The organism is Mucilaginibacter sp. UYNi724 (assembly GCF_054057495.1).
The window spans coordinates 146,606-172,841 of the sequence record NZ_JBSRZI010000009.1 but is presented as its reverse complement, the minus strand read 5'-3'; the positions used below and the strand labels follow the sequence as shown (position 1 = coordinate 172,841).

Genomic DNA, 26,236 nt, shown 5'->3' with positions numbered 1-26,236 from the left:
ATAGCACCACAAGTTTTATAATTGTTTATGAGTTTAGCCGGAGCAAAAAAACAGGGACGTAAATTTTTAAATCCTATACCCACCGAAGAAGCCGGTTTAGGCGTGATGATCCCAATACTACGGGAATACATTAATAACAAGGCCGAAAACGTCCCAAAAATACCAATAACTGTCCCTAAAACGGATGTATCTGTTTACCAAAAGCCACCTGCAAGCGGCCTACGAATAACGTGGGTTGGGCACAGTAGTTTACTGATAGAGGTTGATGGCATCCGTATTTTAACTGATCCGGTTTGGAGCCAGCGGGTATCTTTCTCGCAGGCATTTGGGCCTAAAAGGTTTTTCCAGCCACCGATAGCACTCGAAGACTTGCCGCCGTTAGATGTGGTGATCGTATCGCATGATCATTACGACCACCTGGATAAAGCCACCATTAAATTCTTTGCTGGCAAGCCCATCCGGTTCATCACCCCTATAGGTGTTTGCAAATATCTCGAAGATTGGGGTATCCTTAAAAACTATATCCACGAGGTGGATTGGGGCGATAGCGTGATGATAGGTGACTGCAACATTACGGCTACACCATCAAGGCATTTTTCGGGCCGTGGTATCATCAACCGCAACGAAACACTTTGGGCATCATGGGTGATAAAAGGGCCACAGCATAACATATTTTTCGGTGCCGATTCAGGTTGGTTCCCGGGGTTCGCCGAGATAGGCGAAGCCTTCGGCCCGTTCGATCTTACCATGTTAGAGATAGGTGCTTACGGTACGAATTGGCCTGATATCCACATGGGGCCGGATAATGCCACCAACGCCCACCTTGCCCTTAAAGGCAAACTGATGATGCCTTTACACTGGGCCACTTTTAACCTGGCCCCACACGCCTGGTTTGAACCCGGCGAACGGTTGGTGAAGTTTGGCGAAGAAAAAAATATCAACCTATTTTTGCCCCAACCCGGTAAACCTACCGAGGTAAAAGGCCCATACAATTCGGAATGGTGGAAACCATTTATGAGTAAATAACTTAAATTGCATCATGAAAACACCGAGATCGTTCTATCAGGTTTTGTTTATACTGATGCTGTGTAGTTATGCATTGCAGGCGCAAACTGTGATACCACTTTGGGCCAAAGGTGCCCCCGGCTTCGAGAACCGCCGCAATGAGCCCGAACAGGCTAAGGACTACTGGGTAAAAAATATCCACAATCCGTCACTAACCGTTTATTTGCCACCTGCAGGCAAAGCAAATGGCGCTGCCGTAATTGTATGTCCAGGTGGCGGCCACCGCCTGTTGGTATTTAATTCCGAAGGCGTTGCACCTGCTAAGTTCTACAATGATTTGGGCGTAACCGTTTTTGTATTGAAATACCGTTTAGGCAGAGATACATTGTCGCCATACAAGGTAGACATCCACCCCAAACAGGATGCTTACCGTGCTATGCGCCTGGTTCGCAGCCGCGCCGCGGAGTTTAATATAGATAGCAACCGGATCGGCATGATGGGCTTCTCGGCAGGTGGCGAGGTGGTGGATATGGTTGCTTTTAGTGGCTGGCAGGGCGACCCGAAAGCCGTTGATAAGATAGATCGCGCCGGCGCCAAGCCCAATTTTATTGTACAGGTTTATCCGGGCCCGGGCTTTGTACCAGAGAAGATTCCGGCGGATGCGCCACCCGCTTTTTTGGTTGCCGCTAACGATGATGCCTGCTGCTCGTTACCCATTATCCAACTGCTGCAACGTTATCGCGAAGCAAAAGTACCTGTAGAAATGCATATGTACGCGCGCGGTGACCATGCCTTTAATATGGGCACCAATCGCAAATTAAAATCCATCAATAACTGGCCGCAACGCCTGGCCGACTGGCTGGAGGATAGTAACATTTTGAAACCCGAACGAAAGAAAGTAATGCATTAATATTTGTTTATCGCAAAAGCGCCAAAGGTAGCTCCCACGGAGCAAAAGACACTTTGCTTATGTTTCTACAAAGCGGTAGCCCCGATGGGGCATCTTTAAAAAATACATCAAAGCGTTAATGCAACCACAGCAATCCCCCCGTGTCCCGTAGGGACTAACGCTTTGTAGCAACATAACCAAATCAGTTTTGCGTGCCGTAGGTACGCAACATATATGGCATATAAATGATCAATCTGTAGAAACGTATTGTCACCTTTAACGTTATTACTAAAAGGAGATACAGCAATGGCAAACTTCCAGGATATTATAGCTTCAGACAAACCCGTATTAGTAGATTTTGCTGCCGAGTGGTGCGGCCCGTGTAAAATGATGCCGCCAATTTTGAAACAGGTAAAAGACGCCCTTGGCGATAAGGTCACCATTATTAAAATAGATATCGATAAAAACCCGGCAGCGGCAAATGCCTACCGTGTACAAAGCGTACCCACCCTCATGATCTTCCAGAACGGTGAAAGCAAATGGCGCCAAAGCGGTGTAATGCAGGCCAACCAGTTACAGCAGGTTATTCAGCAGTATATAAAATAGCTATCCTACAAATAACTTAGCCACCACTGCTTGTGGGTTTTCTTGTAATTGGAAAACCATTTACACGGGTAATATAGGCTAAGTATGATACACAGCCAAATCAAATACACCCATCCCAAACTAAATCCAAAACCTGGTGGTGTAAACAGAAAAGGCGCATCGGGCGTTTCAATTTGCGAGGTTTTATAGCCTTGTACAAAGAATACGATCATTGTGAGTATCCTGATGAGGTAGAAATGGCACACATAATAAAAGAAGGGCACGCTGCCGTAAACTTTAAAAAAGCCGGCCAGTTTCCCCATCGCGTTTTCAGTAAAGGCCAGTACCAGCAGCGCTACGGATAGCGTAAGCAAGCAATAATCTAACGATGGCGGGTATTTGCTCACATTGATGAACGACAGGAATGTGTAAACACCCGTTTGATGTACCGACCATGGCGCCGGGTCGCCGTAGATATTTACCAGTCGCAAGGCTAAAAATAACAAGAACATTAAGGCAGAGCAAATGAGCAGAATTGCTTTCCGGTTCTCGGGTTTATATTTGGCGTGGTACAAACTACCAAAGGCATAACCCAAAAGCATGACCCCCGTCCATGGGATAACGGCGTAAAGTGCAAATACGATGTGTGTTTTATCAAGCGGGAGTACTGTTCCGCGGGCTGTAAAAAATAGTTTCATCAGCACGTCTTCGGCACTATTAGGTGTTAATTTAAGGTTGTTGAGCATATCGTGCCCTATAATGATAATTAAGCCTATCACTCCAATGACACGCAAGGGCAAACGAACCATAAGCCCGAGCAATATCATACTTAGCCCTATAGCCCATATTACCTGCAGCCCTATTACATTATAGAATGGATTTAGCGTAAGCGCGAGTGTGATAATTGCAACCTCTACAAATAAAAGCCAAAAGCCACGTTTGATGAGGAAGCTACTTAATTCGCTTTTTGTGCGGCGCGTGCCGGCAAGGTATGCCGATAACCCGCTCAGGAATACAAAAGTTGGCGCGCAAAAGTGCGTTATCCAACGAGTGAAAAACAGCAGCGGGGTTGTGGTTGCAAGGTTGGTTGGGTCGCTGGTGGCGCCTGCTAAGTGGAAATAGTCGCGGGTATGGTCTATCGCCATGATCAGCATAATTACACCGCGAAGAATGTCTATAGACTGGATGCGTTGTTTAGTTGCTACGGTTGCAGGCATTGTGGTTATTAGCAGGTTTTTAACGACCTGAAATTAATGATAATTATTGTTGAATAAAAGTATAGTAGGATTAATGAAGCGTAGATAGTGTTCACGTTCACGGTGTAAACATAAGCAGCATTTCCATGAACACGCTGATAATCAACAATCTAATTTTTAGTCTTGCCTAAAAATTACACTATCAGACTGCTAATCAGATAATTATGAACTTTTAGATGAGTAATTATTTCGTTTCTGCTACGGGTGCTTCCTGTTTAGCGGCTGGTTTGCGTAAATAAAGCCACGATAATAGACACAGGCAAGGCAGGCCTAACAAAAACCCACCCACTACATCGGTAAACCAATGTGCGCCCAGGTAAATGCGCGAGAAAGGGATGCTAAATATCAATAATATGCTCAGCAACCCAACGGCATATCTAAGCCAATTCGGGATATGATCTAACTGAAACATCAACAGGATCATAAAGCCAAAAAACACCACATAAAACAACACATGCCCACTGGGGAAGCTTTGCTGGGTAGTTTCATACAAAATCTTAACAAGATCTTTTGAGGGCCGTGGCCTGTTAACCAATGCTTTTATAATCGTACTTATCAATCCGGTTAAACCTGTTGCCAACACAAACGCCGCTGCTTTTTTATATTTATACAAGAAAAACAGCAGGCTGGTACCCAAAACTAATATCACCGATTCGGGCATAAAACCCGGCGTGCTTATCAGGTACATCAACTTATCAAAAAAAACGTTGTGGTGCTCCTGGATCTCTTCCGAAACCTTAAGATCAATAGGCATAGACGGATATATCGCTACCAAAACGGATAAGCCTATAAACCCTACGGTGATAAGGGCAAGTACTAACAGCAGTATGTTTTGCCTGCGTATATTCATTAATTTAGATAAGATCTTTTAAATGTTTATAGTTGGCTTTAATGGTATCTACCACCTCATCCATGCGTCCGTTCAGCATTAGTTTGGTCATGGATAATGCCATGCCTTTTACCTGTCCCAATTCTATTTTTGGCGGCATGGCTAATGCGTTAGGGTCTGTAAATATATTTATTAAAGCCGGGCCTTTGTATATTAACGCTTCAATTAATGCCTGCCTGGCCTCTTCAGGGTCTTTTACGGTGATACCTTTTATGCCCATGGCCTTAGCAACCATCGCGAAATCGGGATTGTGCATTTCGGTTTGCCAATCGGGCAGGCCTGCAACCTCCATCTCCAGTTTCACCATCCCTAACGATCTGTTGTTGAACACGATGATTTTTATTGGCAGGTTGTATTGTGTAATGGTAGCCAGATCGCCCATTAACATAGATAGGCCTCCATCGCCACACAAAGCAATAACCTGCCGGTTCGGGAACGCCAAAGCGGCGCCAATAGCCTGCGGCATCGCGTTAGCCATAGAACCGTGGTTGAACGAGCCTATCATCTTGCGTTTGCCCGTAGCATTGATATAACGCGAACCCCACACGCATGACATGCCGGTATCTACCGTAAAAATGGCATCGCCGGTAGCTAACTCATCTATTAGGCTGGTAATATATTCTGGATGGATATTTTCTTTTTTGCCGGTATCTTTTACGTAGATCTTCATGTTCTCCTTCACATGCCCGTAAAACTCCAACTGTGCTTTCAGGAAGCTATCATCTTCGTGCTGTGCTACCTGTTGTAACAGGGCGCCTAAAGTATCTTTAACAGATCCACTTAAACCCACATCAACCTTAGCACGTCGGCCAATGCGTTCGGGTTTAATATCTACCTGCACAATTTTGCAATCGGTAGGCATAAATGGCGTGTAAGGGAAATCGGTACCTAACAATATCAGCAAATCGCTCTCATGCATGCTGTGATATGCCGAAGGCAGGCCAAGCAGGCCCGTCATCCCCACTTCGTTAGGGTTATCGTACTGGATATCCATTTTAGAGCGGAAAGAATAGGCTACAGGCGCGTTAAGCATCTGCGATAAGGCAACAACCTCAGCATGCGCATCAGCGGCACCTATCCCACAAAATATGGTGATTTTTTTATGCTGATTAACCAGCGCGGCAAGCTTGGCAATATCTTCATCATTGGGGCGGGTTACTGCAACAGGGTCAAAATTTTGGGTAGATGTGGTGATCTCTTCGGCATCCATGCTGGTCAGATCACCGGGGACACCAATTACGGATACTCCTTTACGGTGCAAGGCAGCCTGTATGCCCCCCTGTAGCATCCGCGGGAACTGCTTTGGCGTGGTGGCCACATGGTTATAGTAGCTGCAATCATCAAATAGTTTAATGGTATTAGTTTCCTGGAAATATTCGGTACCGTACTCGAAGCTGGGAACGGTTGATGCTATGGCGATAACCGGCGCGCCCGAACGGTGCGCATCATACAAACCATTTATCAAGTGTACATGGCCGGGCCCGCTGCTGCCTGCGCAACAGGTTAAGTTACCTGTAAGCTGCGCTTCTGCACCCGCCGCATACGCGCCTGCTTCCTCGTGGCGTACATGCACCCATTGGATGCTTCCCTCGCGCCTTACGGCATCGTTCACTTCATTTAAGCTATCACCTGTTACCGCGTATATCCTTTTGATACCCGCGTTTACCAGCATTTCAACCATTTGGTCTGCTACGTTCATAGTACGTTTTTATATTATACTATTTAAACCCAATTAGTAGCCGGGGGTTTTAAAATTCGGCAAAACGTTGTGCACAAAAAAAGCCCCCCGAAATTCGGGAGGCTTTATGTACTTTAAGGTGAATAATTAATTATACGCCTTTTTCAGCATTTTCTTCCTTGTCGTCAGCTGCAGGAGCAGGAGTTTCTTCAACAGCCGGTGCAGCTTCAGCTACAGGGGCAACAGTTTCTGTTGCGGCAGCAGCAGGCTCAGCTTTTGCTTTAGAAGCACCACCACGTCTACGTGTTGTTTTCTTCTCAGCTTTAGCGTCAACGTCTTTACCGTAAACAGTGTTGTAATCAACCAATTCTATGATCGCCATTTCAGCGTTATCACCTAAACGGTTCTCTAACTTAACGATACGAGTGTAACCACCCGGGCGGTTAGCTATTTTCTCAGCAATTTCACGGAACAGGATGTTCACAGTGTCTTTGTCTTGTAAGTAGCTAAATACGGTACGACGAGAGTGCGTAGTATCGTTTTTTGATTTAGTTAAAAGTGGCTCAACATAACCGCGTAATGCTTTTGCTTTTGCCAATGTTGTTGTAATACGCTTGTGTAGAATAAGCGAAGACGCCATGTTAGCCATCATCGCTTTGCGGTGGCTGTCTGTACGACCTAAGTGATTTACTTTTCTTCCGTGTCTCATTTGTTTGTTAATTTGTGCACGTGCATACCGTCAGGCGAACTTAATCAAGCCATCGGAATTATGCCCTCGCTTATTATTAGTGATCAGAGGTAAGTGATCAGAGATTAGGCCTGATCATTCGCCCCGTTATTATTATAAAAAATTAGCGATTAGAAACTTGAGAACTATCTCAACCATCTAATCGCTAATCTTTAATTATTCTTCGTCTAACTTAAATTTAGACAAGTTCATACCAAAAGATAAACCTTTTGATTTAACCAGGTCCTGAATTTCAGTTAATGATTTTTTACCAAAGTTCCTGAATTTTAACATATCAGCAACATCGTAAGAAACCAGGTCTGCAAGGCTACGGATATCAGCAGCTTTTAAGCAGTTAAGCGCGCGAACTGAAAGGTCAAGATCAACCAATTCGGTTTTAAGGATCTTACGCATATGTAAAATTTCCTCGTCAACTTCTTTAGTTTCTTCTTTAGCCTGCGCTTCAAGCATCATGTTCTCATCAGAGAACAGCATGAAGTGCTGGATAAGGATCTTAGCCGCCTGCTTTAATGCATCTTCAGGGTGGATAGAACCATCTGTAGATATATCAAGGATCAGTTTTTCGTAATCTGTTTTTTGCTCAACACGATAGTTTTCTAAAGTGTATTTTACATTTTTGATAGGTGTAAAGATAGAGTCGATAGCTATCACACCTACGTTAGCATCAGGATTTTTGTTTTCCTCGTTGCTGATGTAACCACGGCCTTTAGCAACCGTAAGCTCAACTTCAAGCGTTACTGATGAATCCATGTTACAAATAACAAGATCAGGGTTCAATACTGTAAAGTTGTTTGAAAACTTAGTAATGTCGCCTGCAGAAAAAGCATCCTGGCCGTTAATGATCACAAATACTTTCTCATTATCGCCCGATTCACCTGTTTTTTTGAAACGTACTTGTTTCAAGTTAAGTATGATCTCGGTTACATCTTCAACCACACCTTTGATGGTCGAAAACTCATGCGTTACACCAGAAAAACGTACTGATGTAATAGCATAACCTTCTAATGAAGAAAGTAAGATACGACGCAGAGCATTACCAATGGTTACACCGAAGCCTGGTTCTAACGGACGAAACTCAAACGTGCCATCAAAATCATTTGATTTCTGCATGATAACCTTGTCTGGTTTTTGAAATGCTAAAATTGCCATTTATATCTTTTGTTTATTGTTAACTAATTTGAATTGATTTTAACCACGAAAATGATTGACATAATATGCCAACCACTTCCCGGATAATTATCGTTATTATTTTGAATATAACTCGACGATTAGGTTCTCCTTGATGTTCTCAGGGATCTCATCGCGGTTAGGGTAGTTTAAGAACTTACCTGATAATTCATCAGCGTTCCATTCTAACCAGCTATATTTATTTACTTTACGGCCAGCTACTGAATTAGTAATGCTTTCAAGTGTTTTTGATTTTTCGCGCACTGCTATAACGTCACCAGCTCTTAATGCATAAGAAGCGATGTTTACAACGTTACCGTTAACAGTGATGTGTTTGTGGCCTACCAGTTGGCGTGCACCAGAACGTGTAGGAGCAATACCTAAACGGTAAACTGCATTATCTAAACGTGCTTCTAAGAACTTTAACAAGTTCTCGCCGGTGATACCTTCTTTTGCAGATGCAGTGTGGAATAAGTTTTCGAACTGACGCTCTAATACACCGTAAGTGTATTTAACTTTTTGTTTTTCCATTAACTGTACCGCGTACTCAGATTGCTTTCCTCTTCTTTTAGAAGCACCATGCATACCTGGACCGTAGTTTTTTCTTTCTAACGCTTTGTCCGGACCGAAGATCGGCTCGCGGAACCTACGCGCAATTTTTGATTTGGGGCCTGTATATCTTGCCATTATTTGTGTGTTTTAAAGTATCAAACAGCCCGCAGCTGTCGAATCTTAGCTTTAAAAATTTAGTTAATTAAACTCTTCTACGTTTAGACGGACGGCAACCATTGTGTGGAAGCGGTGTAATGTCTTTTATAGTAGTTACTTCGATACCTGTTGTTTGCAGTGTACGGATAGCAGACTCGCGGCCTGAACCCGGACCTTTAACAAACACCTCTACTTTGCGCAGACCTAAGTCGTAAGCAACTTTACCGCAATCGGCAGCAGCCTGACCGGCAGCGTATGGGGTATTCTTTTTAGAACCTTTAAAACCCATTTTACCTGCAGACGACCATGAAACAGCTTGCCCGCTTTTGTTGGTAAGGGTGATAATGATATTGTTAAAAGTTGCGTTGATATGTGCTTCGCCTACCGACTCAACAATAACAACGCGCTTTTTGGTAACTTTTTTGCTTTTCGCCATTTTCTTAATTATTGAATTAATGAATTACGGAGTTATATCTTAAACTCGGACCCACTAACCGTTTTTTATAATTTTATATTCCTGGTAAGCTTAAAGTATCAACTACTCACCGCTCACCAATCAACTATTTACTATTTAGTAGCTTTCTTTTTGTTAGCAACTGTTTTACGTTTTCCTTTACGGGTACGTGAGTTGTTTTTGGTGCGTTGGCCACGTAGAGGTAAACCTTTACGGTGACGGGTACCACGGTAGCAACCGATATCCATTAAACGTTTGATGTTAAGCTGAACTTCTGAACGTAGTGAACCTTCAACTTTGATTTTATCGTTGATGATAGTACGGATAGCAGTTAACTGATCATCATTCCAATCCTGAACTTTGATGTTAACATCTATACCTGCTTCAGTAAGTATGTTTGTAGCGGTTGTACGGCCTATACCGTAAATGTAGGTTAAACCTATCTCGCCTCTTTTATTTTTTGGTAAATCAATACCGGAGATCCTTGCCATATTTGTTTTTTGTTTTTAAGTAATACCGAACGGCGGGCCACCGTTGTGCGGCTAATTACAATTCCTTTTAATTATCCCTGACGCTGCTTAAACTTAGGGTTCTTTTTGTTTATCACATAAAGTTTCCCGTTACGGCGGATGATCTTACAATCAACACTGCGTTTTTTAATGGATGCTCTAACTTTCATCTCGTTTGTTATTTATATCTGTAGGTTATTCTTCCTTTTGTTAAATCATACGGGCTCATCTCTAATTTCACTCTGTCGCCAGGTAATATTTTGATATAGTGCATCCGCATTTTTCCGGATATGTGTGCAATAATCTCGTGGCCGTTTTCAAGTTCAACTCTAAACATAGCATTTGATAATGCTTCGCGAATTGTACCATCTTGCTCAATCGAGGATTGTTTTGCCATATTTTATTGATTATTACTTAATTATCCACCCCAAAACCGGGATGCAAAATTAATAAAAATTATTTACTTTTTATTCTTTTCTTCTAAAACTTTATCAATGTAATCAAACGTCGATAAAATGTCTGGTTTTCCCTTGCCAACAGCTACTGTATGCTCGTAATGTGCCGATGGTTTTTTATCAGCGGTTGATACCGTCCATCCATCGTCCCAAAACTTAACACCGGCGCGGCCTGCATTGATCATAGGCTCAATGGCTATTACCATCCCCTCCTCTAATTTAATGCCTGCACCACGTTTGCCATAGTTAGGTACTTCGGGCTTTTCATGTAAGCGTGTGCCTACACCGTGGCCTACCAGCTCTTTTACTACACCAAAGCCATTCTTCTCAGCGTGCTCCTGCACAGCGTAACCTATATCGCCAACGCGCATGCCTACAACAGCTTTTGCCACACCAAGGTCTAAACACTCGCGGGTAACGCGCATCAGTTTCTTAGTGGTTTCATCAACCTCGCCAATAGCGAAGGTAAAAGCAGAGTCGCCGTAGTACTTGTTCAATACAACGCCACAATCAACAGATACGAGGTCGCCCTCAACCAAAGCTTTTTTAGTAGGGAAACCGTGTACCACCTGGTCGTTAAGCGAAATGCATAATGAAAAAGGGAACCCGTTATAGTTCAAAAATGCCGGAACCCCTCCGTTGTCACGGATAAAGGTTTCGGCAAGTTTATTTAATTCTAAAGTAGTGATACCAGGGCCAATAACTTTCGCTATTTCGCCATGTGTTTTAGCAACAAGTAAAGAACTTTCTCTTATCAGTTCTATCTCTTCGACAGACTTATAGATGATCTTTGACATGTTTATTAGATAACCGGCGGGGTTGCACCCGAAGCTGTAGGGATACTTGCACGGCCTTTGATACGCCCTGTTTTCATCAACCCATCATAATGACGCATTAATAAATGGCTTTCAACCTGCTGTAAAGTATCTAACACTACACCCACAAGGATGATCAATGATGTACCGCCAAAAAACCTTGCAAAAATGCTGCTCACACCTACCAAACTGGCCAGGGCCGGGATGATAGCGATGATGGCTAAGAAAATAGAACCCGGCAAAGTTATTCTTGAAATAACCCCGTCGATATAATCGGCCGTAGATTTACCCGGCTTAACACCCGGAATAAAGCCACCGTTCTTTTTCATATCATCAGCCATCTGGTTAGGATTAACTGTAATAGCAGTGTAGAAGTAAGTGAATAGTATAATTAATATACCAAACGTTACATTATGCTGCCATGAGTTATAGTTTGATAATGCTATTAACAAACCGTTTGAACTTGCGTTAGGGAAAAACTGGCCAACTGTTGCCGGGATAAACATCAATGCCTGCGCAAAAATGATAGGCATTACGCCAGCGGCATTTACCTTTAATGGTATATACTGGCGCACACCACCATATTGTTTGTTACCCACAATACGTTTTGCGTATTGTACTGCAATTTTACGTGTACCTTGTACTATTAATATGGTAAACATTACCACACCAAGCAGTGCCACAATCTCCACAATGAAGGTAATTAAACCGCCGGCACCGTTTGTACGAGAGTCAAACTCCACAACAACCGCGCTTGGCAGCTGGGCAATAATACCCGTCATGATAATCAATGAGATACCGTTGCCAATACCTTTATCGGTAATTTTTTCACCCAACCACATTACAAATAACGTACCTGCAGTTAATACACAAACGTTAAGTATAGTAAACAACGGGTTAGCTATAGACATGGCATCGGGCTGCACCTGTGATTTCAAATAACCAATAGCTTGCAACGCTGTAATACCTATTGTTAGGTAACGTGTCCACTGATTAATTTTATTACGGCCGCTTTCGCCTTCTTTTTGCAATTTAATAAAGTACGGTACCGCGATACCTAATAATTGCACCACAATTGAAGCAGAGATGTAAGGCATAACACCTAATGCCAAAATAGACGAACGTGAGAACGATCCTCCGGCAAACATGTTTAACAGGCCTACAAGCCCCTCTTTACTTTGTGCAGCATTAAGTGATGCCGCTTTTACGCCAGGCAAAACAATATACGAGCCAACACGATATATCAAAAGAAATAAGAGTGTGTTTATAATACGCACTCTTAGATCTTCTATTTTCCAGATATTGGATAATGTGGTGAAAAATTTCTTCATCGAAATTATAACTTTACAATAGTTCCGCCGGCTGCTTCAATAGCTTTTTGTGCAGTAGCAGTAAATGCGTGTGCTTTAACCTCTAATTTAGCTTTCAATTCGCCACGGCCAAGGATTTTCACCAAGTCGTTACGAGAGGCTAAACCGTGCTCTTTCAAGATATCGAAATCTACTGTTACCAGTGAAAATTTCTCAACCAATTGTTGCAACACATCAAGGTTTACACCTGTGTATTCAACACGGTTAGGGTTTTTAAAACCAACCTTAGGCACACGGCGTTGCAATGGCATCTGGCCACCTTCAAAACCCACCTTGGTAGATGTTCCTGAACGTGAACCGGCACCTTTATGGCCACGGGTTGATGTACCGCCACGGCCAGAACCTGTACCACGGCCAATTCTTTTTCTATTTTTAGTAGAACCTTCTGCAGGTTTAAGATTACTTAAATTCATGATATTAAATATTTTCTACTGCTACCAGGTGGTTAACTTTTCTAACCATACCTATAATAGCCGCAGTGGCTTCAACTTCCACGCTGTGGTTAATTTTTTTAAGGCCTAATGCCTCAACGGTTTTCTTTTGGCGCTCGCTTCTGTCGATAACGCTTTTAATTTGTGTTATTTTAATTTTCGACATGACTAATTATCCGTTAAATACTTTACCTAAACTAATACCGCGTTGTTGCGCTACAGTAACTGCATCACGTAATTGTGATAATGCAGATACGGTTGCTTTAACCACGTTGTGCGGGTTTGATGATCCTTTTGATTTTGCCAATACATTGTGTATACCGGCACTCTCTAATACTGCACGCATTGCACCACCGGCTATTACACCAGTACCGTTTGCAGCAGGTTTTAAGAATACAAAACCACCGCTGAATTTACCTATTTGCTCATGAGGGATAGTGTTGTTGATAATTGGAACTTTTACCAAGTTCTTTTTAGCATCATCAATACCTTTAGCAATAGCTTCGGTAACCTCTTTCGCTTTACCTAAACCGTAACCTACAACACCGTTCTCGTCACCTACTACCACAATGGCAGAAAAACTGAATGTACGGCCACCTTTGGTTACTTTGGCTACACGTTGTATGCTCACCAGGCGATCTTTTAATTCGATCTCGCTGGTTTTTACTCTTTTTATGTTGATTGTTGACATTTCCTGTTTCGATTAAAAGTTTAAACCACCTTCACGTGCACCTTCGGCCAATGATTTGATACGGCCGTGATACAGGTAACCATTCCTGTCAAACACTACATCTTTAATACCTGCGGCAATAGCTTTTTCGGCTACTAATTTACCTACGGCAGTAGATTGGTCTGATTTGGTTGTACCACTTGCAACAAAATCTTTTGATAATGATGAAGCTGATACAATAGTTTTACCAGTAACATCGTCAATAATTTGTGCGTAGATGCCTTTGTTGCTTCTGAATACAGATAAACGTGGGCGTGCTGTTGATCCTGAAAGGCGTTTTCTGATGCCTTTTTTAATCCTGTCTCTTCTTGATAATTTCATGACGATTATTTTTTAGATGCTGATTTACCTGCTTTTCTTCTCAATATTTCGCCAACAAACTTGATACCTTTACCTTTGTAAGGCTCCGGAGTACGTAACGAACGAATTTTCGCCGCAACTTGTCCAATCAATTGTTTATCGTTTGATTCCAGGATGATGGTTGGGTTTTTACCCTTCTCAGCAGTGGTTGAAACTTTAATTTCTACTGGTAATTGAAACACATAGTGGTGAGAATAACCCAACACAAGGTCTAATGTATTGCCGGTGTTAGTTGCGCGGTAACCCACACCTACTAATTCCTGCTCAATTTTGTAACCGGTGGTTACACCAATAACCATGTTGTTTAAAAGCGAACGGTATAAACCGTGTAACGCTTTGTGACGTTTTTGATCTGAAGGGCGTTTTACTAATAACTCGCCGCCTTCTTGCTCAATGATGATATCTCTATCAACTGCCTGTTGCAATTCACCTTTTGGGCCTTTAACGGTAACAACATTATCTGCTGATACGGTAACGGTAACACCGCCGGTAATTGCAATAGGTGCTTTTCCTATTCTTGACATTGCTTAATTTCCTCCTATTAATAAACGTAGCATAAAACTTCGCCACCCACATTTTGTGTACGAGCTTCTTTGTCGGTCATTACACCTCTCGAAGTCGATAAGATAGCGATACCTAAACCATTTAATACGCGTGGTAAGTTGTCTGTACCTGCGTATTTCCTCAAACCTGGTTTACTAATACGTGAAATGCTACGGATAGCAGGGATCTTAGTTATAGGGTGGTACTTCAAAGCAACTTTAATAGTGCCTTGAGGGCCGTTATCCTCAAACTTGTAATTAGCAATGTAACCTTTTTCGAAAAGCACTTTAGTGATTTCCTTTTTCAGATTTGATGCAGGAATTTCAACAACCCTATGGTTGGCTTTAATAGCATTCCTTACTCTTGTAAGATAATCTGCGATTGGATCTGTATTCATTATTGTTGTTTATGATAGTGGTTTCAACCCCGGTAACATCCCGGGCGACCTTCTATCGGTTAATTCATTATAAAATTTCGAGCCGCGAAAATACAAAAAAATTCAAAACATATTGTACTATGTTTTGAATTTCAGTTCAAGGCCGATATTTTGCTTACCAGCTTGCCTTTTTAATACCTGGTATTTTACCAGCTAATGCCATATCACGGAATGTAACACGTGATATACCAAACTGGCGCATATAACCACGGGGGCGGCCGGTTAACTTGCAACGGTTATGTAATTTAACCGGTGATGAAGCTTTAGGCAATTTGTCTAAACCTATGTAATCGCCGGCTGCTTTTAACGCTGCTCTTTTTTCAGCAAATTTTGCTACTAATTTGGCACGTTTTACTTCACGAGCCTTTACGCCTTCTTTAGCCATTGTTAATTGGTGTTTGATTTTTAAATGGTAAACCAAATTGTTTCAGTAACTCCAATGCTTCAACATCGTTAGTTGCCGAGGTTACAAAGGTAATATCCATACCCTGGATCTTGTTGATCTTGTCAATGTTGATCTCCGGGAAGATAATTTGCTCCGATATACCTAATGTATAGTTTCCGCGGCCGTCAAAACCTTTGTCGTTGATACCTTTAAAGTCACGGATACGTGGCAGGGCAACAGCAATTAAGCGGTCTAAGAACTCATACATGGTGTTATCACGTAAAGTTACACGTACACCTATTGGCATACCTTTACGTAATTTAAAGTTTGAGATATCCTTTTTAGATTTAGATGCAACAGCTTGCTGGCCGGTAATGGTGGTTAATTCGGTGATCGTGTTCTCGATAAGTTTTTTATCGGTAGTAGCACCGCCAACACCCTGGTTGATAGCAATTTTTTGCAATTTAGGAACCTGCATTACACTTTTGTAGGCAAACTTGTCCTTAAGCGCTGTGCGGATATCTTCCTTATATTTTGTTTTTAATCTTGGTACGTAAGTCATTACTTAATTTCCTCCCCTGATTTTTTTGATACTCTAACCAATTTGCCGGCATCGTTTAATTTACGGCCTACACGGGTTGTTTTACCTGTTGATGGTTCAACCAGTGCCAGGTTAGATATATGTATAGCAGCTTCCTGCTTTACAATACCGCCGTTAGGGTTGGCTGCATTAGGCTTAGTGTGTTTTGATACCATGTTGGCACCTTCTACTATAGCCCTGTGTTTTTCAATGATAACTTCAACTATTTTACCTTGTGATCCTTTTGAATCTCCGGCTATTACCTTAACTAAATCGCCCTTGCGGATCTTTAATTTAGCTGGTTTTGTGTTTTTCTTTTCCATATTACAATACCTCCGGTGCTAATGATACAATTTTCATAAATTGTTTTTCACGTAATTCTCTGGCAACAGGGCCGAAGATACGTGTGCCCCTTGGCTCATCCTGGTTGTTTAACAAAACGGCTGCGTTATCGTCAAAGCGGATATATGAACCATCTTTCCTGCGTATCTCTTTCTTGGTTCTAACTACTACTGCTTTAGATACAGTACCCTTTTTAACGTTACCTGATGGTAAAGCGCTTTTTACGGTAACTACTATCTTATCGCCAATAGAAGCATATCTTTTACCTGTACCACCTAATACGCGTATCACTAAAACTTCTTTAGCTCCGCTGTTATCGGCTACATTTAATCTTGATTCCTGTTGTACCATCTTATTTAGCCCTCTCTATAATTTGAACTAATCTCCAGTTTTTGTTTTTGCTCAACGGACGGGTTTCCATAATCAATACGGTATCGCCAACACCACAGGTGTTTGCTTCGTCATGAGCCATAAATTTGGTAGTCTTCTTTACGAATTTACCATAGATGGGGTGCTTCACCTTCCGCTCTACAGCAACCACAATAGACTTTTCCATCTTATTGCTTACTACCAGGCCGGTACGTGTTTTTCTTAAATTTCTTTCCATTGTTTTCCGACGCTTAAAAATTAATTCTGTTCAGAAGCTGACGCCGCCTTGCGTTTTGTTAATTCAGTAGTTAAACGAGCAATATCCTTACGCACTTTAGTAATGCGGGTTGGGTTCTCAATAGCCGAAACCGCGTGTGCAAATTTCAGTTTAGTAAGAGTTGATTTTTCCTCGCCCAGTCTTGCTGACAATTCTTCGGTTGTAAGCTCTAAAATTTCTGAGTTCTTCATGTTCTTTATTGTTGTTGTAATGTTGGAAAGTTTAAATGTGTTAATGTTACCTTATGGCGGCTGCAAATAACTCTACAACCTTTCAACACTTACAACTTTCAACCTTAAATTTATGCTTCTACGTAATCCCTACGTGTTACAAATCTTGTTTGCACAGGTAACTTTTGTGCTGCCAGGCGTAAAGCCTCTTTAGCAACATCTAAAGGCACACCTTCTGCTTCAAATATCATCCTGCCCGGGCGTACAACTGCAACCCAGTATTCTGGTGCACCTTTACCTTTACCCATACGTACCTCTGCCGGTTTTTTGGTTACAGGTTTGTCAGGGAATATCCTGATCCACACCTGGCCTTCACGTTTCATGAAACGTGTTACAGCAATACGTGCAGCCTCGATCTGGCGACTGGTTATCCAGGCGGCTTCGAGTGATTTTATACCGAAAGATCCGAATGAAAGTTCAGTACCACGACTGGCTAAACCTTTCATCCTGCCTTTTTGCATCTTTCTGAACTTCGTTCTTTTTGGCTGTAGCATTTTATTAAGCTTTTATATCCTTACGGATATGTCTTTTCTAATTCTTGTTATCTTCTTCCGGGGCCGCCTGGACGGTTACCACCACCTTGACCTGGCCCACCCGGGCGGCCACCACCACCGCCTCTGCGGTCGTTGTTGCCACCGGCACCTGGTTTACGATCGCCTCTGCGCTCGCCACCTCTTTCGCCGCCGCCACGTGCATTATCACGGCCGCCGAAACCTGGTGCGCCACCTTCAGGGCGTCCGCCTTTACCGCTTGCGCTGCTTGTACCACCAATGTTTGGAGATAGATCGCGTTTGCCGTAAACTTCACCTTTACAGATCCATACTTTAACACCTATTTTACCATAAGTAGTTAAGGCTTCTGCCAAAGCATAGTCAATATCGGCACGGAAAGTATGCAAAGGAATTCTTCCTTCTTTATATTGTTCGGTACGTGCCATCTCAGCGCCACCTAAACGGCCTGATGTCATCACTTTAATTCCTTCGGCACCCATTCTCATGGTAGAAGCAATTGTAGTTTTCATGGCACGACGGAAAGAGATACGTGCTTCAAGTTGTTTAGCAATACCTTCGGCAACTAACTGGGCATCAAGCTCAGGGCGTTTTATCTCGAAGATGTTGATCTGAACATCTTTTTTTGTTAATTTTTTTAACTCTTCCTTGATCTTATCAACCTCGGCACCGCCTTTACCAATTACAATACCCGGACGGGCAGTGTGGATGGTTACAGTGATGCGTTTTAAAGTACGTTCTATAACTACTTTAGATACGCCACCTTTGTTGATACGTACTGATAAGTATTTGCGGATCTTTTCGTCTTCAACTAATTTGTCGGCATAGTGATTTCCACCGAACCAATTAGAATCCCAACCGCGGATGATGCCTAACCTGTTACCTATTGGATGTGCTTTTTGTCCCATTTCAAATTAGTTGTTATCGTTTTTACTATCCACAATTAGAGTTACATGGTTAGAACGTTTGCGGATACGGAAACCTCTACCTTGTGGTGCAGGGCGTAACCTCTTTAATTGACGGCCACCACCTACTGATACTTCTTTTACAAATAAAGCACTATCCTCAACACGTTTGCCTTCGTTTTTTGCTTCCCAGTTTTTAATGGCTGATAACAAAAGTTTCTCTACACGTATAGCTGCTTCTTTGTTAGTAAATTTTAAGATGTATAACGCTTTCTCAACGTTTTCACCACGGATCAGATCAACCACCAAACGCATTTTACGTGGTGAAGTTGGACAGTTCTGTAGTTTAGCAACCGAAGAGCCACCCACTACGAGTTTAGCCGCTTCTTTCTGTTGCCTGATCAGTACAGACTTTTTGATTTTAGTTGTTGCTTCCATGCCTTATTTTTTCTTTTCTGCGTGACCGCGGAATGTGCGGGTTGGTGCAAATTCTCCCAACTTGTGACCAACCATATTTTCTGTTACATACACAGGGATAAACTTGTTACCATTGTGTACTGCGAATGTATGACCAACGAAATCAGGAGAGATCATGCTACGGCGCGACCATGTTTTTACAACTGATTTTTTACTTGCATCATTCAAGGTCAGAACTTTTCTTTCCAGGTTATGATCTATGTAAGGTCCTTTTTTAATTGAACGTGCCATTATTATTTCTTCCTTCTTTCAATGATATAACGATCTGACCCTTTTTTCTTGTCACGAGTTTTGAAGCCTTTAGCTAACAAACCTTTACGTGAACGTGGATGACCACCTGATGATCTACCCTCACCACCACCCATAGGGTGATCTACCGGGTTCATGGCAACACCACGAACTCTTGGGCGACGGCCCAACCAGCGGTTACGGCCAGCTTTACCTAACACGGCATTTGCTTTTTCGCCATTTGAAACGGTACCGATAGTTGCCAAACAAGTTGACAATATCATACGTGTTTCGCCTGAAGGCAATTTGATAATGGCATATTTGCCATCACGTGCTGATAACTGAGCGTAAGTACCGGCGCTGCGGGCAATAACACCACCCTGGCCTGGGTTTAACTCAATATTGTGGATGATAGAACCTAACGGGATGTTTTTCAAAGGCATGGTATTACCAACCTCTGGTGCTGCAGTCTCGCCAGATACAACTACCGTTCCAACTGTTAAGCCTTCCGGAGCTATCATATATCTTTTTTCACCATCTACAAAGTGTAACAGGGCTATACGCGCAGATCTGTTTGGATCGTACTCGATAGTTGCAACTTTTGCAGGGATGTCAAACTTATTACGTTTGAAGTCAATTAACCTGTATGCTTGTTTATGGCCACCACCAAGGTAGCGCATAGTCATTTTACCGCTGTGATTACGACCGCCCGATCTTGTGTTGGCCGAAACAACCAACGATTTTTCGGGAACATTTGTAGTAATATCGGAGTTGATTACATCAATCCTGAAACGGGTACCCGGCGTAACCGGTTTAAATCTCTTTACTGCCATGTCCTAATTATATATTGCTGTAAAAATCTATTGTTTCACCATCCTTCAGCGTGATGATGGCTTTCTTATAAGTAGCGGCACGGCCAGATACTGCACCTGCTTTTGTGTTGCGGGTTTTAAGTTTACCTACATATTTCATTGTGTTAACTGCTGTAACGTTAACACCATACATAGTCTCAATAGCGCCTTTGATCTGAATTTTGTTAGCCCTGTGGTCAACTTTAAACGCGTAGCGGTTAAGTTTCTCAGTAAGTTGAGCTACTTTTTCAGTAAGTAAGGGTTTCTTTAAAATTTCCATAATTACTTAGCTAATGCTTCCTCCAAAGTTTTAACAGCGCCTGTAGTTAAGATTAGTTTGCCGGCGTTTAACACATCATAAGTGTTAAGCTGCTCAACTGATATAACCTTAGTTTTCTTCAGGTTCCTGCTTGATAAATAAACGTTGTTATTTTCGGCACCTGCTAATACTAATAACGTTTTATCGTTAGTAACATTCAGGTCGGCTTCCATTTTAATATACGTTTTGGTTGCGATGGCGTCAAAGCTGAAGTCCTCAAGAACCAAAATGTTGTTATCTTTTGCTTTGTATGATAAAGCCGAAGCACGGGCCAATGATTTAAGCTTTTTGTTTAACTTGAAGCTGTAATCACGTGGCTGCGGACCGAAAACACGACCACCACCATTAAACAATGGAGATTTGATGCTACCGGCACGGGCGCCGCCTGTACCTTTTTGTTTATGTAATTTGCGGGTACTACCTGCAATTTCATTACGTTGCTTTGATTTGTGCGTACCCTGGCGTTGGTTAGCTAAGAACTGCTTTACATCTAAGTAAATTGCATGATCGTTAGGCTCTACTCCGAATACGGACTCAGGCAGTTGCACCTTGGCACCTGTTTCTTTACCTGATAGATTTAATACGTTGATTTCCATCTTATTTATCCACTATTACGAATGAACCCTTAGCTCCGGGGATAGAACCTTTAACTACGATTAGGTTTTGCTCGGCAAATACTTTAACCACTTCAAGGTTTTGTACTTTAACGCGAACGTTACCCATTTGACCAGCCATACGCATACCTTTAAATACACGTGAAGGCCATGATGATGCACCCAATGAACCTGGAGCACGTAAACGGTTGTGCTGACCGTGAGTTTGCATACCCACACCACCAAAACCGTGACGTTTTACAACACCCTGAAATCCTTTACCTTTTGAAGTACCTACTACATCAACGTAATCGCCTGCGGCAAAAATCTCAACAGTGATCATATCACCAAGAGCTTTTTCGTCTTCGAATGTTTTAAATTCAACAAGTTTACGTTTTGGAGTAGTACCGGCTTTTTGGAAATGGCCTTTTAACGGGCCTGAAGTGTTTTTTTCCTTCTTCTCGCCATATGCTAACTGTACAGCTGCATATCCGTCTGTTTCAACAGACCTGATCTGGGTTACTACGCAAGGGCCAGCTTCGATTACAGTACAAGGAATGTTTTTCCCCGCTTCATCGAAAATGCTGGTCATTCCTACTTTTTTACCAATAATTCCTGACATTTTCTTTATTTTATTTGTGCCCATCGAAGCAGTAGGGCTTCGTTCAAGGCATATTATTTCCCCCTTAAGGGACGGCAAAGATAGAAACTTTACATTAATTTTCAAATAGTTATCAAGTTATTTTTAAATAAATATTAACGCAACGTAATTACCATTCAATTTAATGATAACCACCCTTTAACTTGTGTATTTAAAACGATGATGTATCTTTATAACTTACACCTAAACTTTTAATATGAGCTGGGGCCTTTCGCCACGTAAAACCACCACCGTTCCACTTGATGATTATAACACCAGCCATTATCTTACGCTTGTTTATCATGCGTTTATTAACCTTGGCTGGCGCATAGGCTATTTTAACCACGATGGGATAATTGCATATACCAATATTTCGTGGTCATCATACGCCGAAGAAGTATCTGTACATATAATAGACAACCAGGCCGTCATAAAAAGTGAATGCGTTGGTTATCAGGCCCTTTTTACCGATTATGGCAAAAACGAGAAAAATGTAGAATTACTGTTTGGCGAGATAACTTATGCCGAGTATCATTTGCAAAATAACCTGGAGGAAACAACCCAGCAACTTATTGATAACATCCCCGATAACCAGTTTATCAGCTTTGATAACCCTCCATTAGGTTATAAGGAAAAACTTCGCGGCTTTTTATCACATTTTAATCCCAACCGGGGCTACAGCGTTACCCCTATCCTGGTATTGGCAAACATTGGTATATATATTATAAGTACAGCTGTATTGATAGGCATGTATGTTGCGCTGATTATGCAACACAAACAGGGCGCACCGGCTGCTGCAGAGATCAACTTAGAAGAGATCTATCTTTCGATTGGTTTTAGCGGGCGGAACCAAGTGCTGCACGGGCAATTATGGCGGCTGGTAACCAGCACGTTCCTCCACTTTTCTGTCCTGCATATTGTAGGTAATATGATTGTGCTGATCTACATCGGTTCCCTGATTGAGAGCAAGCTTGGCAAATGGAATTACCTTTTTGTTTACCTGCTTACCGGCATTTGTGCCAGTGCAACCTCTGTTATATGGAACCAGGAGGGCGTAATGGCGGGCGCATCAGGCGCAATTTTTGGATTGTTTGGCGTACTGCTGGCATTGTTAACCACCGACTTTTACGAAAAGAACGCACGCAGGGCTTTGCTTATAAGTACCGCCATATTTATTGGCTATAGTATTATTCCGATTGGCAGAGACATAGACCATGCAGCACATTTGGGTGGGTTGGTATCCGGTTTTATATTCGGCCGGATAGCTTATATCGGGTTAATGCATCAAAATAAAAGCCTTATTGCAACAACCGCTTTGGGCATTACAATAGCTTACACTGCGTTATGTATATTTCTTGCTCCTGTATATCAACTAAAGGAAATGCGGCAGCTTTCAACTAAAACCGACACCCTTTTTGCCCGGCTTAACAACGATTTTTACCATAGTTATGATCTCTCACGCTCCGATAAACTGGCTATGCTTAATAATAAAACCATGCGCCGGGTGGATACCCTTTCTAACATAGGCAAACAGATGGACGCTTTGGCCCTGCCTGTTAAAGACAAGAAGGTAGCTGCAATAAAATCTAAAATTATATTACTGGAATGCCGCCTTTACAAATTGCTTTACAAAGAATTTAGCGACAACGATAATCATAAATACCGGGACGAGATAAGCAATGTTACCAATAATATAAACGAACTGCGTGTTGATTGGGGTAAAATAGAAACTAACGATTAGCTCACCTACTTTTAAGTCATCATTAACCGCTTAATCAGCTCGGCGCTTTGCTTGTTGCCTTCTTCCAGCCTGCCTGCAAAAAAGGATTGCACCTCGTTAAAGTGTTTCTTGTAGCCTTCCATATCGCCGTAACCGATGATGGCACTCCACTCCCGCACTGCGGAATGAAATTCCAGATCGTCTCCGCGGATGGTTTTATCGTAAAGGGCTGTTTCTATAGATTCTTCCAGCAACTCCTCGTTCTTGAACAAATATTCGGCAATACCCAAACGCAGGCGGAACGGCGGGGTTTGGCAAATCAGGTTATCATAAGGGTTTACGCCCAGGTGGTACCAGGCATCAACCATACTTAAGATACTTAGGTGCGAGTTGGGCTTTTGGTGCCCCGCATCGCGCGCAAGCGAAAACTCGCGCATAATGCTATCATTAAACATAATAGGCTTGCGGCTTTCATGGAAAACAAAGTCGCGGGCGCGGTAAAGGCGCTTCCTAAATTCCTGCTCTTCTTCCTTTATCATCAGCTTAAACAACTCTGATTCCGACTCGGCATACCTTTTAACCTGTTGCCTTGCATAAGGGTTAAGGATAGCCAACCCCGCGTAAACGTGTGCTTTATAGCTAAAAATGCGCAGGGTGGTCAGGATCTTTACATTATCGATACCGCCTATATAAGAAGCATTCTCCCAAGGGAAAAAACCTGCCGATTTCCAGGCGGTGCCCATGCTTTCGAAACCTACGTGGGTTACAGCCTGTGTATCGGCCACAATTTTATCGTGCTCGTGGTAATCAGGGATCTCAACAATGTCGGTTTCTAAGGCCGTAAAAAGGTCAAGCATGCGCTGATAAGCATCAGGCTCGCTGCGGTGATTGATCAGGATAAGTTTTTGGCCTTTAGGCTCAAAGCCCGGGCCGTGCATGGCATGAAAGGTGATGATCTGCGCATCGGCAGGCAGGTACTTTTCAAATATGGCAATCTCGGGATGCTTAACAGACGTTTGCCCCGCTACAATAGCCCCGTACTTTGTCGACGGACCGTACATGCCCACCACCTGCTCCAATTTGTCGGCTTCAACAGAATATATGATAAGGTCGCTCACGCGCGATACATCTTTACCGTTATCCATCAGGGCGATGCCTAAGGGATTAAGTTCGTTCTCCAGTCGTTCGCGGTTATGGGGCATATCGCATCCGCACACCGCGTAGCCCGCCTTCGCAAAAGCTTTGGCGTATAAACGGCCCATATCCCCTAAACCTATAATACCTATGCGCATAGTATAAAATAAAGGCCTAATATATGCTTTTTGCTAATTACACCTTGTTATATACCGCTATACTTAACACCTTTTGTAAAGATGGTGGTGATAAATGCCATTTGTTTAAACAATATTTATAAACTTTAAATTAATTTGTTACGTTTAACATATTATACATTTACACAGCGTAACCCGATCTTATAAACGATACCTACAACTATATGACCAAGCTTTTGAATTTACGGATCACCTTGTTAGCGATATTTATTTTAGGAAGCGCAGGCTTTTGCCTCGCGCAGGATTCTACCAAAAAAGTAACCGCTGCTAAACCTGTTGCCGCTAAACCCAAATACAGCGCATATAAAAAGCCCGCGGTTACTACTGTGCCTGTATCAGGCGCGGCAGGCGTAACAGCAGCGCCTGTTGCGGTGCAACAACGCCCGTTAGCTCCTGTTGCCCCTGTAGATAAAAGCCTGCGTGGCCAATACCAATACCTGCTTACCAAAGTTTACAACTACCAGCAGCCCTTAGTTGCCGCGTTGTTTAAAAACTATAACGATACGCTTAGCATTACCCGCAAACAATTAAAGCAGGCACAATTAACAGTTGCAGAGCAGTCAAAAACAATTGATACCTTAAAAAAATCATCAACCGGTAAAGACCAACAAGTGGCCGAATCAAAAGCCAAAGTTGATGAGGTGAGCCTGGTTGGTGTACCACTTTCAAAAAGCACCTACAACCTTATTATGTGGGGGCTGGTTATAGGCTTTGGCGTGATAGCAGCAATAGTAATAGCCCGCAGCGGCAGCCACAGCCGCGCGGCAAGCTACCGTACCAAGCTTTATAACGAACTGGAAGAAGAGTACAAAACCTACAAAACCAAAGCCAACGAAAAAGAAAAGAAGCTTGCCCGCGAATTGCAAACCGAGCGCAATAAAAATGACGAATTAACCGGCAACGGATAGCCCTTACATGAAAGCCTTTTTATTTGGTTGGAACCCCATTAAATTCAAATGGGAAAATATCGATGAAGATATTGAGAAGCTAAAAACCACCGGCCAACTTGTAGATAACTGGAGCGTTGCCAGCCACAAAAATATAGCAATTGGCGACCGCGCCTATCTTGTACGCCTGGGTGCCGAACCCAGAGGGATTTTCGGCTCGGGGCTTATCGTGTCAGCACCTTATCTTGCATCGCGCAATGGGCGCGTTTATCACCGCATTAATATCGGGATAGATGCTTTGCTTAACCCCGACAAGGAGCGCATCCTTACTTTCGACACCTTGAAAACCGGCAACCTTGCTGAACAAACCTGGGCGCCACAGGCATCCGGCATATCTATAAGGCCACAACTGGTTGATGAATTGGAGGGAGTATGGCTTGATTTTTTGTCGGATACTTATTATGGGCAATTATAGATCCCTCGCGGCTGTTGTCGCAAAAGCCCCCTTAACTTGTCGTTTTTACACATTTGAAGTATGAGTTTACGACCGTACTTTTGAATAAAC

The 26,236-nt window shown here is 42.6% G+C and carries 39 protein-coding genes; 6 read left to right on the top strand and 33 right to left on the bottom strand.

From position 1 onward, the window contains the following. Positions 1-27 precede the first annotated feature (27 nt). The 3 genes from ACVW0P_RS14575 (at position 28) to trxA (ending at position 2,500) form a co-directional block, all read left to right on the top strand. Positions 28-1,026 (top strand): MBL fold metallo-hydrolase, encoded by a 999-nt coding sequence (locus ACVW0P_RS14575; RefSeq protein ID WP_457132741.1) that lies wholly within the window; start codon positions 28-30, stop codon positions 1,024-1,026. Between the two features lie 13 nt (positions 1,027-1,039). Beyond that, positions 1,040-1,915, top strand: a complete 876-nt coding sequence (locus ACVW0P_RS14570; protein WP_457132740.1) for an alpha/beta hydrolase — start codon at positions 1,040-1,042, stop codon at positions 1,913-1,915. Positions 1,916-2,200: 285 nt separating this feature from the next. Next, the gene (trxA, locus tag ACVW0P_RS14565) at positions 2,201-2,500 is read left to right on the top strand and encodes a thioredoxin (protein WP_354431855.1); all 300 of its coding nucleotides are present in this window, start codon (positions 2,201-2,203) and stop codon (positions 2,498-2,500) included. A gap of 5 nt (positions 2,501-2,505) precedes the next feature. Here trxA and ACVW0P_RS14560 read toward each other — a convergent pair whose 3' ends face one another. The 32 genes from ACVW0P_RS14560 to rplC form a co-directional block, all read right to left on the bottom strand. Further along, positions 2,506-3,696 (bottom strand): DUF1624 domain-containing protein, encoded by a 1,191-nt coding sequence (locus ACVW0P_RS14560; RefSeq protein WP_457132739.1) that lies wholly within the window; start codon positions 3,694-3,696, stop codon positions 2,506-2,508. 223 nt (positions 3,697-3,919) lie between these two features. Beyond that, complete coding sequence (locus tag ACVW0P_RS14555; protein ID WP_457132738.1) at positions 3,920-4,585, bottom strand: phosphatase PAP2 family protein; 666 nt, start codon at positions 4,583-4,585, stop codon at positions 3,920-3,922. A gap of 4 nt (positions 4,586-4,589) precedes the next feature. Next, positions 4,590-6,323 carry a thiamine pyrophosphate-dependent enzyme gene (locus tag ACVW0P_RS14550; RefSeq protein WP_457132737.1) on the bottom strand — a complete coding sequence of 578 codons (1,734 nt, stop codon included), beginning with the start codon at positions 6,321-6,323 and terminating at the stop codon, positions 4,590-4,592. A 130-nt stretch (positions 6,324-6,453) separates the two neighbouring features. After that, positions 6,454-7,011 (bottom strand): 50S ribosomal protein L17, encoded by a 558-nt coding sequence (gene rplQ / locus ACVW0P_RS14545; protein WP_457132736.1) that lies wholly within the window; start codon positions 7,009-7,011, stop codon positions 6,454-6,456. 195 nt (positions 7,012-7,206) lie between these two features. Continuing rightward, positions 7,207-8,199, bottom strand: a complete 993-nt coding sequence (locus ACVW0P_RS14540; RefSeq protein ID WP_354431850.1) for a DNA-directed RNA polymerase subunit alpha — start codon at positions 8,197-8,199, stop codon at positions 7,207-7,209. Positions 8,200-8,295: 96 nt separating this feature from the next. Further along, positions 8,296-8,904: a 30S ribosomal protein S4 gene (gene rpsD, locus ACVW0P_RS14535; RefSeq protein WP_354431849.1), complete on the bottom strand. Its 609-nt coding sequence runs from the start codon at positions 8,902-8,904 to the stop codon at positions 8,296-8,298. A gap of 67 nt (positions 8,905-8,971) precedes the next feature. Then, positions 8,972-9,361 carry a 30S ribosomal protein S11 gene (gene rpsK, locus ACVW0P_RS14530; RefSeq protein ID WP_354431848.1) on the bottom strand — a complete coding sequence of 130 codons (390 nt, stop codon included), beginning with the start codon at positions 9,359-9,361 and terminating at the stop codon, positions 8,972-8,974. Between the two features lie 131 nt (positions 9,362-9,492). Further along, complete coding sequence (rpsM, locus tag ACVW0P_RS14525) at positions 9,493-9,870, bottom strand: 30S ribosomal protein S13 (RefSeq protein WP_457132735.1); 378 nt, start codon at positions 9,868-9,870, stop codon at positions 9,493-9,495. A gap of 71 nt (positions 9,871-9,941) precedes the next feature. Further along, entirely contained in the window at positions 9,942-10,058 is a 117-nt protein-coding gene (gene rpmJ, locus ACVW0P_RS14520) for a 50S ribosomal protein L36 (protein WP_082855993.1), read from the bottom strand. A gap of 8 nt (positions 10,059-10,066) precedes the next feature. Next, positions 10,067-10,285, bottom strand: coding sequence for a translation initiation factor IF-1 (gene infA / locus ACVW0P_RS14515; RefSeq protein ID WP_022833270.1), 219 nt, complete (start codon positions 10,283-10,285; stop codon positions 10,067-10,069). A gap of 63 nt (positions 10,286-10,348) precedes the next feature. Further along, positions 10,349-11,140: a type I methionyl aminopeptidase gene (gene map, locus ACVW0P_RS14510; RefSeq protein WP_457132734.1), complete on the bottom strand. Its 792-nt coding sequence runs from the start codon at positions 11,138-11,140 to the stop codon at positions 10,349-10,351. A gap of 5 nt (positions 11,141-11,145) precedes the next feature. Continuing rightward, entirely contained in the window at positions 11,146-12,489 is a 1,344-nt protein-coding gene (gene secY / locus ACVW0P_RS14505; protein ID WP_457132733.1) for a preprotein translocase subunit SecY, read from the bottom strand. A 5-nt stretch (positions 12,490-12,494) separates the two neighbouring features. Further along, the gene (gene rplO, locus ACVW0P_RS14500) at positions 12,495-12,941 is read right to left on the bottom strand and encodes a 50S ribosomal protein L15 (protein WP_354431844.1); all 447 of its coding nucleotides are present in this window, start codon (positions 12,939-12,941) and stop codon (positions 12,495-12,497) included. A 4-nt stretch (positions 12,942-12,945) separates the two neighbouring features. Further along, entirely contained in the window at positions 12,946-13,125 is a 180-nt protein-coding gene (gene rpmD / locus ACVW0P_RS14495; RefSeq protein WP_067059736.1) for a 50S ribosomal protein L30, read from the bottom strand. Between the two features lie 6 nt (positions 13,126-13,131). After that, positions 13,132-13,650 (bottom strand): 30S ribosomal protein S5, encoded by a 519-nt coding sequence (rpsE, locus tag ACVW0P_RS14490; protein ID WP_067059737.1) that lies wholly within the window; start codon positions 13,648-13,650, stop codon positions 13,132-13,134. Positions 13,651-13,662: 12 nt separating this feature from the next. Next, positions 13,663-14,010 carry a 50S ribosomal protein L18 gene (gene rplR / locus ACVW0P_RS14485; RefSeq protein WP_252757840.1) on the bottom strand — a complete coding sequence of 116 codons (348 nt, stop codon included), beginning with the start codon at positions 14,008-14,010 and terminating at the stop codon, positions 13,663-13,665. A gap of 5 nt (positions 14,011-14,015) precedes the next feature. Continuing rightward, positions 14,016-14,573, bottom strand: coding sequence for a 50S ribosomal protein L6 (rplF, locus tag ACVW0P_RS14480; protein ID WP_354431843.1), 558 nt, complete (start codon positions 14,571-14,573; stop codon positions 14,016-14,018). Between the two features lie 17 nt (positions 14,574-14,590). Continuing rightward, positions 14,591-14,989: a 30S ribosomal protein S8 gene (rpsH, locus tag ACVW0P_RS14475; RefSeq protein WP_457132732.1), complete on the bottom strand. Its 399-nt coding sequence runs from the start codon at positions 14,987-14,989 to the stop codon at positions 14,591-14,593. Positions 14,990-15,143: 154 nt separating this feature from the next. After that, the gene (rpsN, locus tag ACVW0P_RS14470; RefSeq protein ID WP_354431842.1) at positions 15,144-15,413 is read right to left on the bottom strand and encodes a 30S ribosomal protein S14; all 270 of its coding nucleotides are present in this window, start codon (positions 15,411-15,413) and stop codon (positions 15,144-15,146) included. After that, complete coding sequence (gene rplE, locus ACVW0P_RS14465; protein WP_354431841.1) at positions 15,406-15,975, bottom strand: 50S ribosomal protein L5; 570 nt, start codon at positions 15,973-15,975, stop codon at positions 15,406-15,408. The genes rpsN and rplE overlap by 8 nt, the downstream gene beginning before the upstream one ends. Then, the gene (gene rplX, locus ACVW0P_RS14460; RefSeq protein ID WP_354431839.1) at positions 15,975-16,316 is read right to left on the bottom strand and encodes a 50S ribosomal protein L24; all 342 of its coding nucleotides are present in this window, start codon (positions 16,314-16,316) and stop codon (positions 15,975-15,977) included. The genes rplE and rplX overlap by 1 nt, the downstream gene beginning before the upstream one ends. 1 nt (position 16,317) lies before the next feature. Then, positions 16,318-16,686 (bottom strand): 50S ribosomal protein L14, encoded by a 369-nt coding sequence (gene rplN / locus ACVW0P_RS14455; protein ID WP_073405786.1) that lies wholly within the window; start codon positions 16,684-16,686, stop codon positions 16,318-16,320. 1 nt (position 16,687) lies between these two features. Continuing rightward, complete coding sequence (rpsQ, locus tag ACVW0P_RS14450; RefSeq protein WP_354431838.1) at positions 16,688-16,942, bottom strand: 30S ribosomal protein S17; 255 nt, start codon at positions 16,940-16,942, stop codon at positions 16,688-16,690. 20 nt (positions 16,943-16,962) lie between these two features. Then, positions 16,963-17,172: a 50S ribosomal protein L29 gene (rpmC, locus tag ACVW0P_RS14445; RefSeq protein WP_252757837.1), complete on the bottom strand. Its 210-nt coding sequence runs from the start codon at positions 17,170-17,172 to the stop codon at positions 16,963-16,965. A gap of 110 nt (positions 17,173-17,282) precedes the next feature. Continuing rightward, positions 17,283-17,705: a 50S ribosomal protein L16 gene (gene rplP / locus ACVW0P_RS14440; protein ID WP_129876197.1), complete on the bottom strand. Its 423-nt coding sequence runs from the start codon at positions 17,703-17,705 to the stop codon at positions 17,283-17,285. Between the two features lie 47 nt (positions 17,706-17,752). Continuing rightward, on the bottom strand, positions 17,753-18,628 hold the full coding sequence (rpsC, locus tag ACVW0P_RS14435) for a 30S ribosomal protein S3 (RefSeq protein WP_457132731.1): 876 nt from the start codon (positions 18,626-18,628) through the stop codon (positions 17,753-17,755). A gap of 6 nt (positions 18,629-18,634) precedes the next feature. Next, positions 18,635-19,063, bottom strand: a complete 429-nt coding sequence (gene rplV, locus ACVW0P_RS14430) for a 50S ribosomal protein L22 (RefSeq protein ID WP_067059749.1) — start codon at positions 19,061-19,063, stop codon at positions 18,635-18,637. 3 nt (positions 19,064-19,066) lie between these two features. Further along, positions 19,067-19,333, bottom strand: coding sequence for a 30S ribosomal protein S19 (gene rpsS / locus ACVW0P_RS14425; RefSeq protein ID WP_067059750.1), 267 nt, complete (start codon positions 19,331-19,333; stop codon positions 19,067-19,069). Between the two features lie 2 nt (positions 19,334-19,335). Next, positions 19,336-20,163, bottom strand: a complete 828-nt coding sequence (gene rplB, locus ACVW0P_RS14420) for a 50S ribosomal protein L2 (RefSeq protein ID WP_354431836.1) — start codon at positions 20,161-20,163, stop codon at positions 19,336-19,338. A 7-nt stretch (positions 20,164-20,170) separates the two neighbouring features. Continuing rightward, positions 20,171-20,461: a 50S ribosomal protein L23 gene (gene rplW, locus ACVW0P_RS14415; protein ID WP_354431835.1), complete on the bottom strand. Its 291-nt coding sequence runs from the start codon at positions 20,459-20,461 to the stop codon at positions 20,171-20,173. A gap of 2 nt (positions 20,462-20,463) precedes the next feature. After that, positions 20,464-21,096: a 50S ribosomal protein L4 gene (gene rplD, locus ACVW0P_RS14410; RefSeq protein WP_252757832.1), complete on the bottom strand. Its 633-nt coding sequence runs from the start codon at positions 21,094-21,096 to the stop codon at positions 20,464-20,466. 1 nt (position 21,097) lies between these two features. Next, positions 21,098-21,715: a 50S ribosomal protein L3 gene (gene rplC, locus ACVW0P_RS14405; RefSeq protein ID WP_354431883.1), complete on the bottom strand. Its 618-nt coding sequence runs from the start codon at positions 21,713-21,715 to the stop codon at positions 21,098-21,100. A 235-nt stretch (positions 21,716-21,950) separates the two neighbouring features. Between rplC and ACVW0P_RS14400 the strand changes: the two genes are divergently transcribed. After that, entirely contained in the window at positions 21,951-23,474 is a 1,524-nt protein-coding gene (locus ACVW0P_RS14400) for a rhomboid family intramembrane serine protease (protein WP_457132730.1), read from the top strand. Between the two features lie 11 nt (positions 23,475-23,485). Here the strand turns inward: ACVW0P_RS14400 and ACVW0P_RS14395 are convergent, their stop codons facing one another. Further along, positions 23,486-24,745 (bottom strand): NAD(P)-binding domain-containing protein, encoded by a 1,260-nt coding sequence (locus ACVW0P_RS14395; protein ID WP_457132729.1) that lies wholly within the window; start codon positions 24,743-24,745, stop codon positions 23,486-23,488. 203 nt (positions 24,746-24,948) lie between these two features. On the opposite strand from ACVW0P_RS14395, the gene ACVW0P_RS14390 reads away from it, so the two are divergent. Then, entirely contained in the window at positions 24,949-25,692 is a 744-nt protein-coding gene (locus ACVW0P_RS14390; protein WP_457132728.1) for a hypothetical protein, read from the top strand. Between the two features lie 7 nt (positions 25,693-25,699). Beyond that, on the top strand, positions 25,700-26,146 hold the full coding sequence (locus ACVW0P_RS14385; protein ID WP_457132727.1) for a hypothetical protein: 447 nt from the start codon (positions 25,700-25,702) through the stop codon (positions 26,144-26,146). Positions 26,147-26,236 lie beyond the last annotated feature (90 nt).

Excerpts from the sequence above, each read along its gene's own strand:
- ACVW0P_RS14575 (WP_457132741.1), top strand. The coding sequence starts at position 28 with ATGAGTTTAGCCGGAGCAAAAAAACAGGGACGTAAATTTTTAAATCCT.
- ACVW0P_RS14570 (WP_457132740.1), top strand. The coding sequence starts at position 1,040 with ATGAAAACACCGAGATCGTTCTATCAGGTTTTGTTTATACTGATGCTG.
- trxA (WP_354431855.1), top strand. The coding sequence starts at position 2,201 with ATGGCAAACTTCCAGGATATTATAGCTTCAGACAAACCCGTATTAGTA.
- ACVW0P_RS14560 (WP_457132739.1), bottom strand. The coding sequence starts at position 3,696 with ATGCCTGCAACCGTAGCAACTAAACAACGCATCCAGTCTATAGACATT.
- ACVW0P_RS14555 (WP_457132738.1), bottom strand. The coding sequence starts at position 4,585 with ATGAATATACGCAGGCAAAACATACTGCTGTTAGTACTTGCCCTTATC.
- ACVW0P_RS14550 (WP_457132737.1), bottom strand. The coding sequence starts at position 6,323 with ATGAACGTAGCAGACCAAATGGTTGAAATGCTGGTAAACGCGGGTATC.
- rplQ (WP_457132736.1), bottom strand. The coding sequence starts at position 7,011 with ATGAGACACGGAAGAAAAGTAAATCACTTAGGTCGTACAGACAGCCAC.
- ACVW0P_RS14540 (WP_354431850.1), bottom strand. The coding sequence starts at position 8,199 with ATGGCAATTTTAGCATTTCAAAAACCAGACAAGGTTATCATGCAGAAA.
- rpsD (WP_354431849.1), bottom strand. The coding sequence starts at position 8,904 with ATGGCAAGATATACAGGCCCCAAATCAAAAATTGCGCGTAGGTTCCGC.
- rpsK (WP_354431848.1), bottom strand. The coding sequence starts at position 9,361 with ATGGCGAAAAGCAAAAAAGTTACCAAAAAGCGCGTTGTTATTGTTGAG.
- rpsM (WP_457132735.1), bottom strand. The coding sequence starts at position 9,870 with ATGGCAAGGATCTCCGGTATTGATTTACCAAAAAATAAAAGAGGCGAG.
- rpmJ (WP_082855993.1), bottom strand. The coding sequence starts at position 10,058 with ATGAAAGTTAGAGCATCCATTAAAAAACGCAGTGTTGATTGTAAGATC.
- infA (WP_022833270.1), bottom strand. The coding sequence starts at position 10,285 with ATGGCAAAACAATCCTCGATTGAGCAAGATGGTACAATTCGCGAAGCA.
- map (WP_457132734.1), bottom strand. The coding sequence starts at position 11,140 with ATGTCAAAGATCATCTATAAGTCTGTCGAAGAGATAGAACTGATAAGA.
- secY (WP_457132733.1), bottom strand. The coding sequence starts at position 12,489 with ATGAAGAAATTTTTCACCACATTATCCAATATCTGGAAAATAGAAGAT.
- rplO (WP_354431844.1), bottom strand. The coding sequence starts at position 12,941 with ATGAATTTAAGTAATCTTAAACCTGCAGAAGGTTCTACTAAAAATAGA.
- rpmD (WP_067059736.1), bottom strand. The coding sequence starts at position 13,125 with ATGTCGAAAATTAAAATAACACAAATTAAAAGCGTTATCGACAGAAGC.
- rpsE (WP_067059737.1), bottom strand. The coding sequence starts at position 13,650 with ATGTCAACAATCAACATAAAAAGAGTAAAAACCAGCGAGATCGAATTA.
- rplR (WP_252757840.1), bottom strand. The coding sequence starts at position 14,010 with ATGAAATTATCAAGAAGAGACAGGATTAAAAAAGGCATCAGAAAACGC.
- rplF (WP_354431843.1), bottom strand. The coding sequence starts at position 14,573 with ATGTCAAGAATAGGAAAAGCACCTATTGCAATTACCGGCGGTGTTACC.
- rpsH (WP_457132732.1), bottom strand. The coding sequence starts at position 14,989 with ATGAATACAGATCCAATCGCAGATTATCTTACAAGAGTAAGGAATGCT.
- rpsN (WP_354431842.1), bottom strand. The coding sequence starts at position 15,413 with ATGGCTAAAGAAGGCGTAAAGGCTCGTGAAGTAAAACGTGCCAAATTA.
- rplE (WP_354431841.1), bottom strand. The coding sequence starts at position 15,975 with ATGACTTACGTACCAAGATTAAAAACAAAATATAAGGAAGATATCCGC.
- rplX (WP_354431839.1), bottom strand. The coding sequence starts at position 16,316 with ATGGAAAAGAAAAACACAAAACCAGCTAAATTAAAGATCCGCAAGGGC.
- rplN (WP_073405786.1), bottom strand. The coding sequence starts at position 16,686 with ATGGTACAACAGGAATCAAGATTAAATGTAGCCGATAACAGCGGAGCT.
- rpsQ (WP_354431838.1), bottom strand. The coding sequence starts at position 16,942 with ATGGAAAGAAATTTAAGAAAAACACGTACCGGCCTGGTAGTAAGCAAT.
- rpmC (WP_252757837.1), bottom strand. The coding sequence starts at position 17,172 with ATGAAGAACTCAGAAATTTTAGAGCTTACAACCGAAGAATTGTCAGCA.
- rplP (WP_129876197.1), bottom strand. The coding sequence starts at position 17,705 with ATGCTACAGCCAAAAAGAACGAAGTTCAGAAAGATGCAAAAAGGCAGG.
- rpsC (WP_457132731.1), bottom strand. The coding sequence starts at position 18,628 with ATGGGACAAAAAGCACATCCAATAGGTAACAGGTTAGGCATCATCCGC.
- rplV (WP_067059749.1), bottom strand. The coding sequence starts at position 19,063 with ATGGAAGCAACAACTAAAATCAAAAAGTCTGTACTGATCAGGCAACAG.
- rpsS (WP_067059750.1), bottom strand. The coding sequence starts at position 19,333 with ATGGCACGTTCAATTAAAAAAGGACCTTACATAGATCATAACCTGGAA.
- rplB (WP_354431836.1), bottom strand. The coding sequence starts at position 20,163 with ATGGCAGTAAAGAGATTTAAACCGGTTACGCCGGGTACCCGTTTCAGG.
- rplW (WP_354431835.1), bottom strand. The coding sequence starts at position 20,461 with ATGGAAATTTTAAAGAAACCCTTACTTACTGAAAAAGTAGCTCAACTT.
- rplD (WP_252757832.1), bottom strand. The coding sequence starts at position 21,096 with ATGGAAATCAACGTATTAAATCTATCAGGTAAAGAAACAGGTGCCAAG.
- rplC (WP_354431883.1), bottom strand. The coding sequence starts at position 21,715 with ATGTCAGGAATTATTGGTAAAAAAGTAGGAATGACCAGCATTTTCGAT.
- ACVW0P_RS14400 (WP_457132730.1), top strand. The coding sequence starts at position 21,951 with ATGAGCTGGGGCCTTTCGCCACGTAAAACCACCACCGTTCCACTTGAT.
- ACVW0P_RS14395 (WP_457132729.1), bottom strand. The coding sequence starts at position 24,745 with ATGCGCATAGGTATTATAGGTTTAGGGGATATGGGCCGTTTATACGCC.
- ACVW0P_RS14390 (WP_457132728.1), top strand. The coding sequence starts at position 24,949 with ATGACCAAGCTTTTGAATTTACGGATCACCTTGTTAGCGATATTTATT.
- ACVW0P_RS14385 (WP_457132727.1), top strand. The coding sequence starts at position 25,700 with ATGAAAGCCTTTTTATTTGGTTGGAACCCCATTAAATTCAAATGGGAA.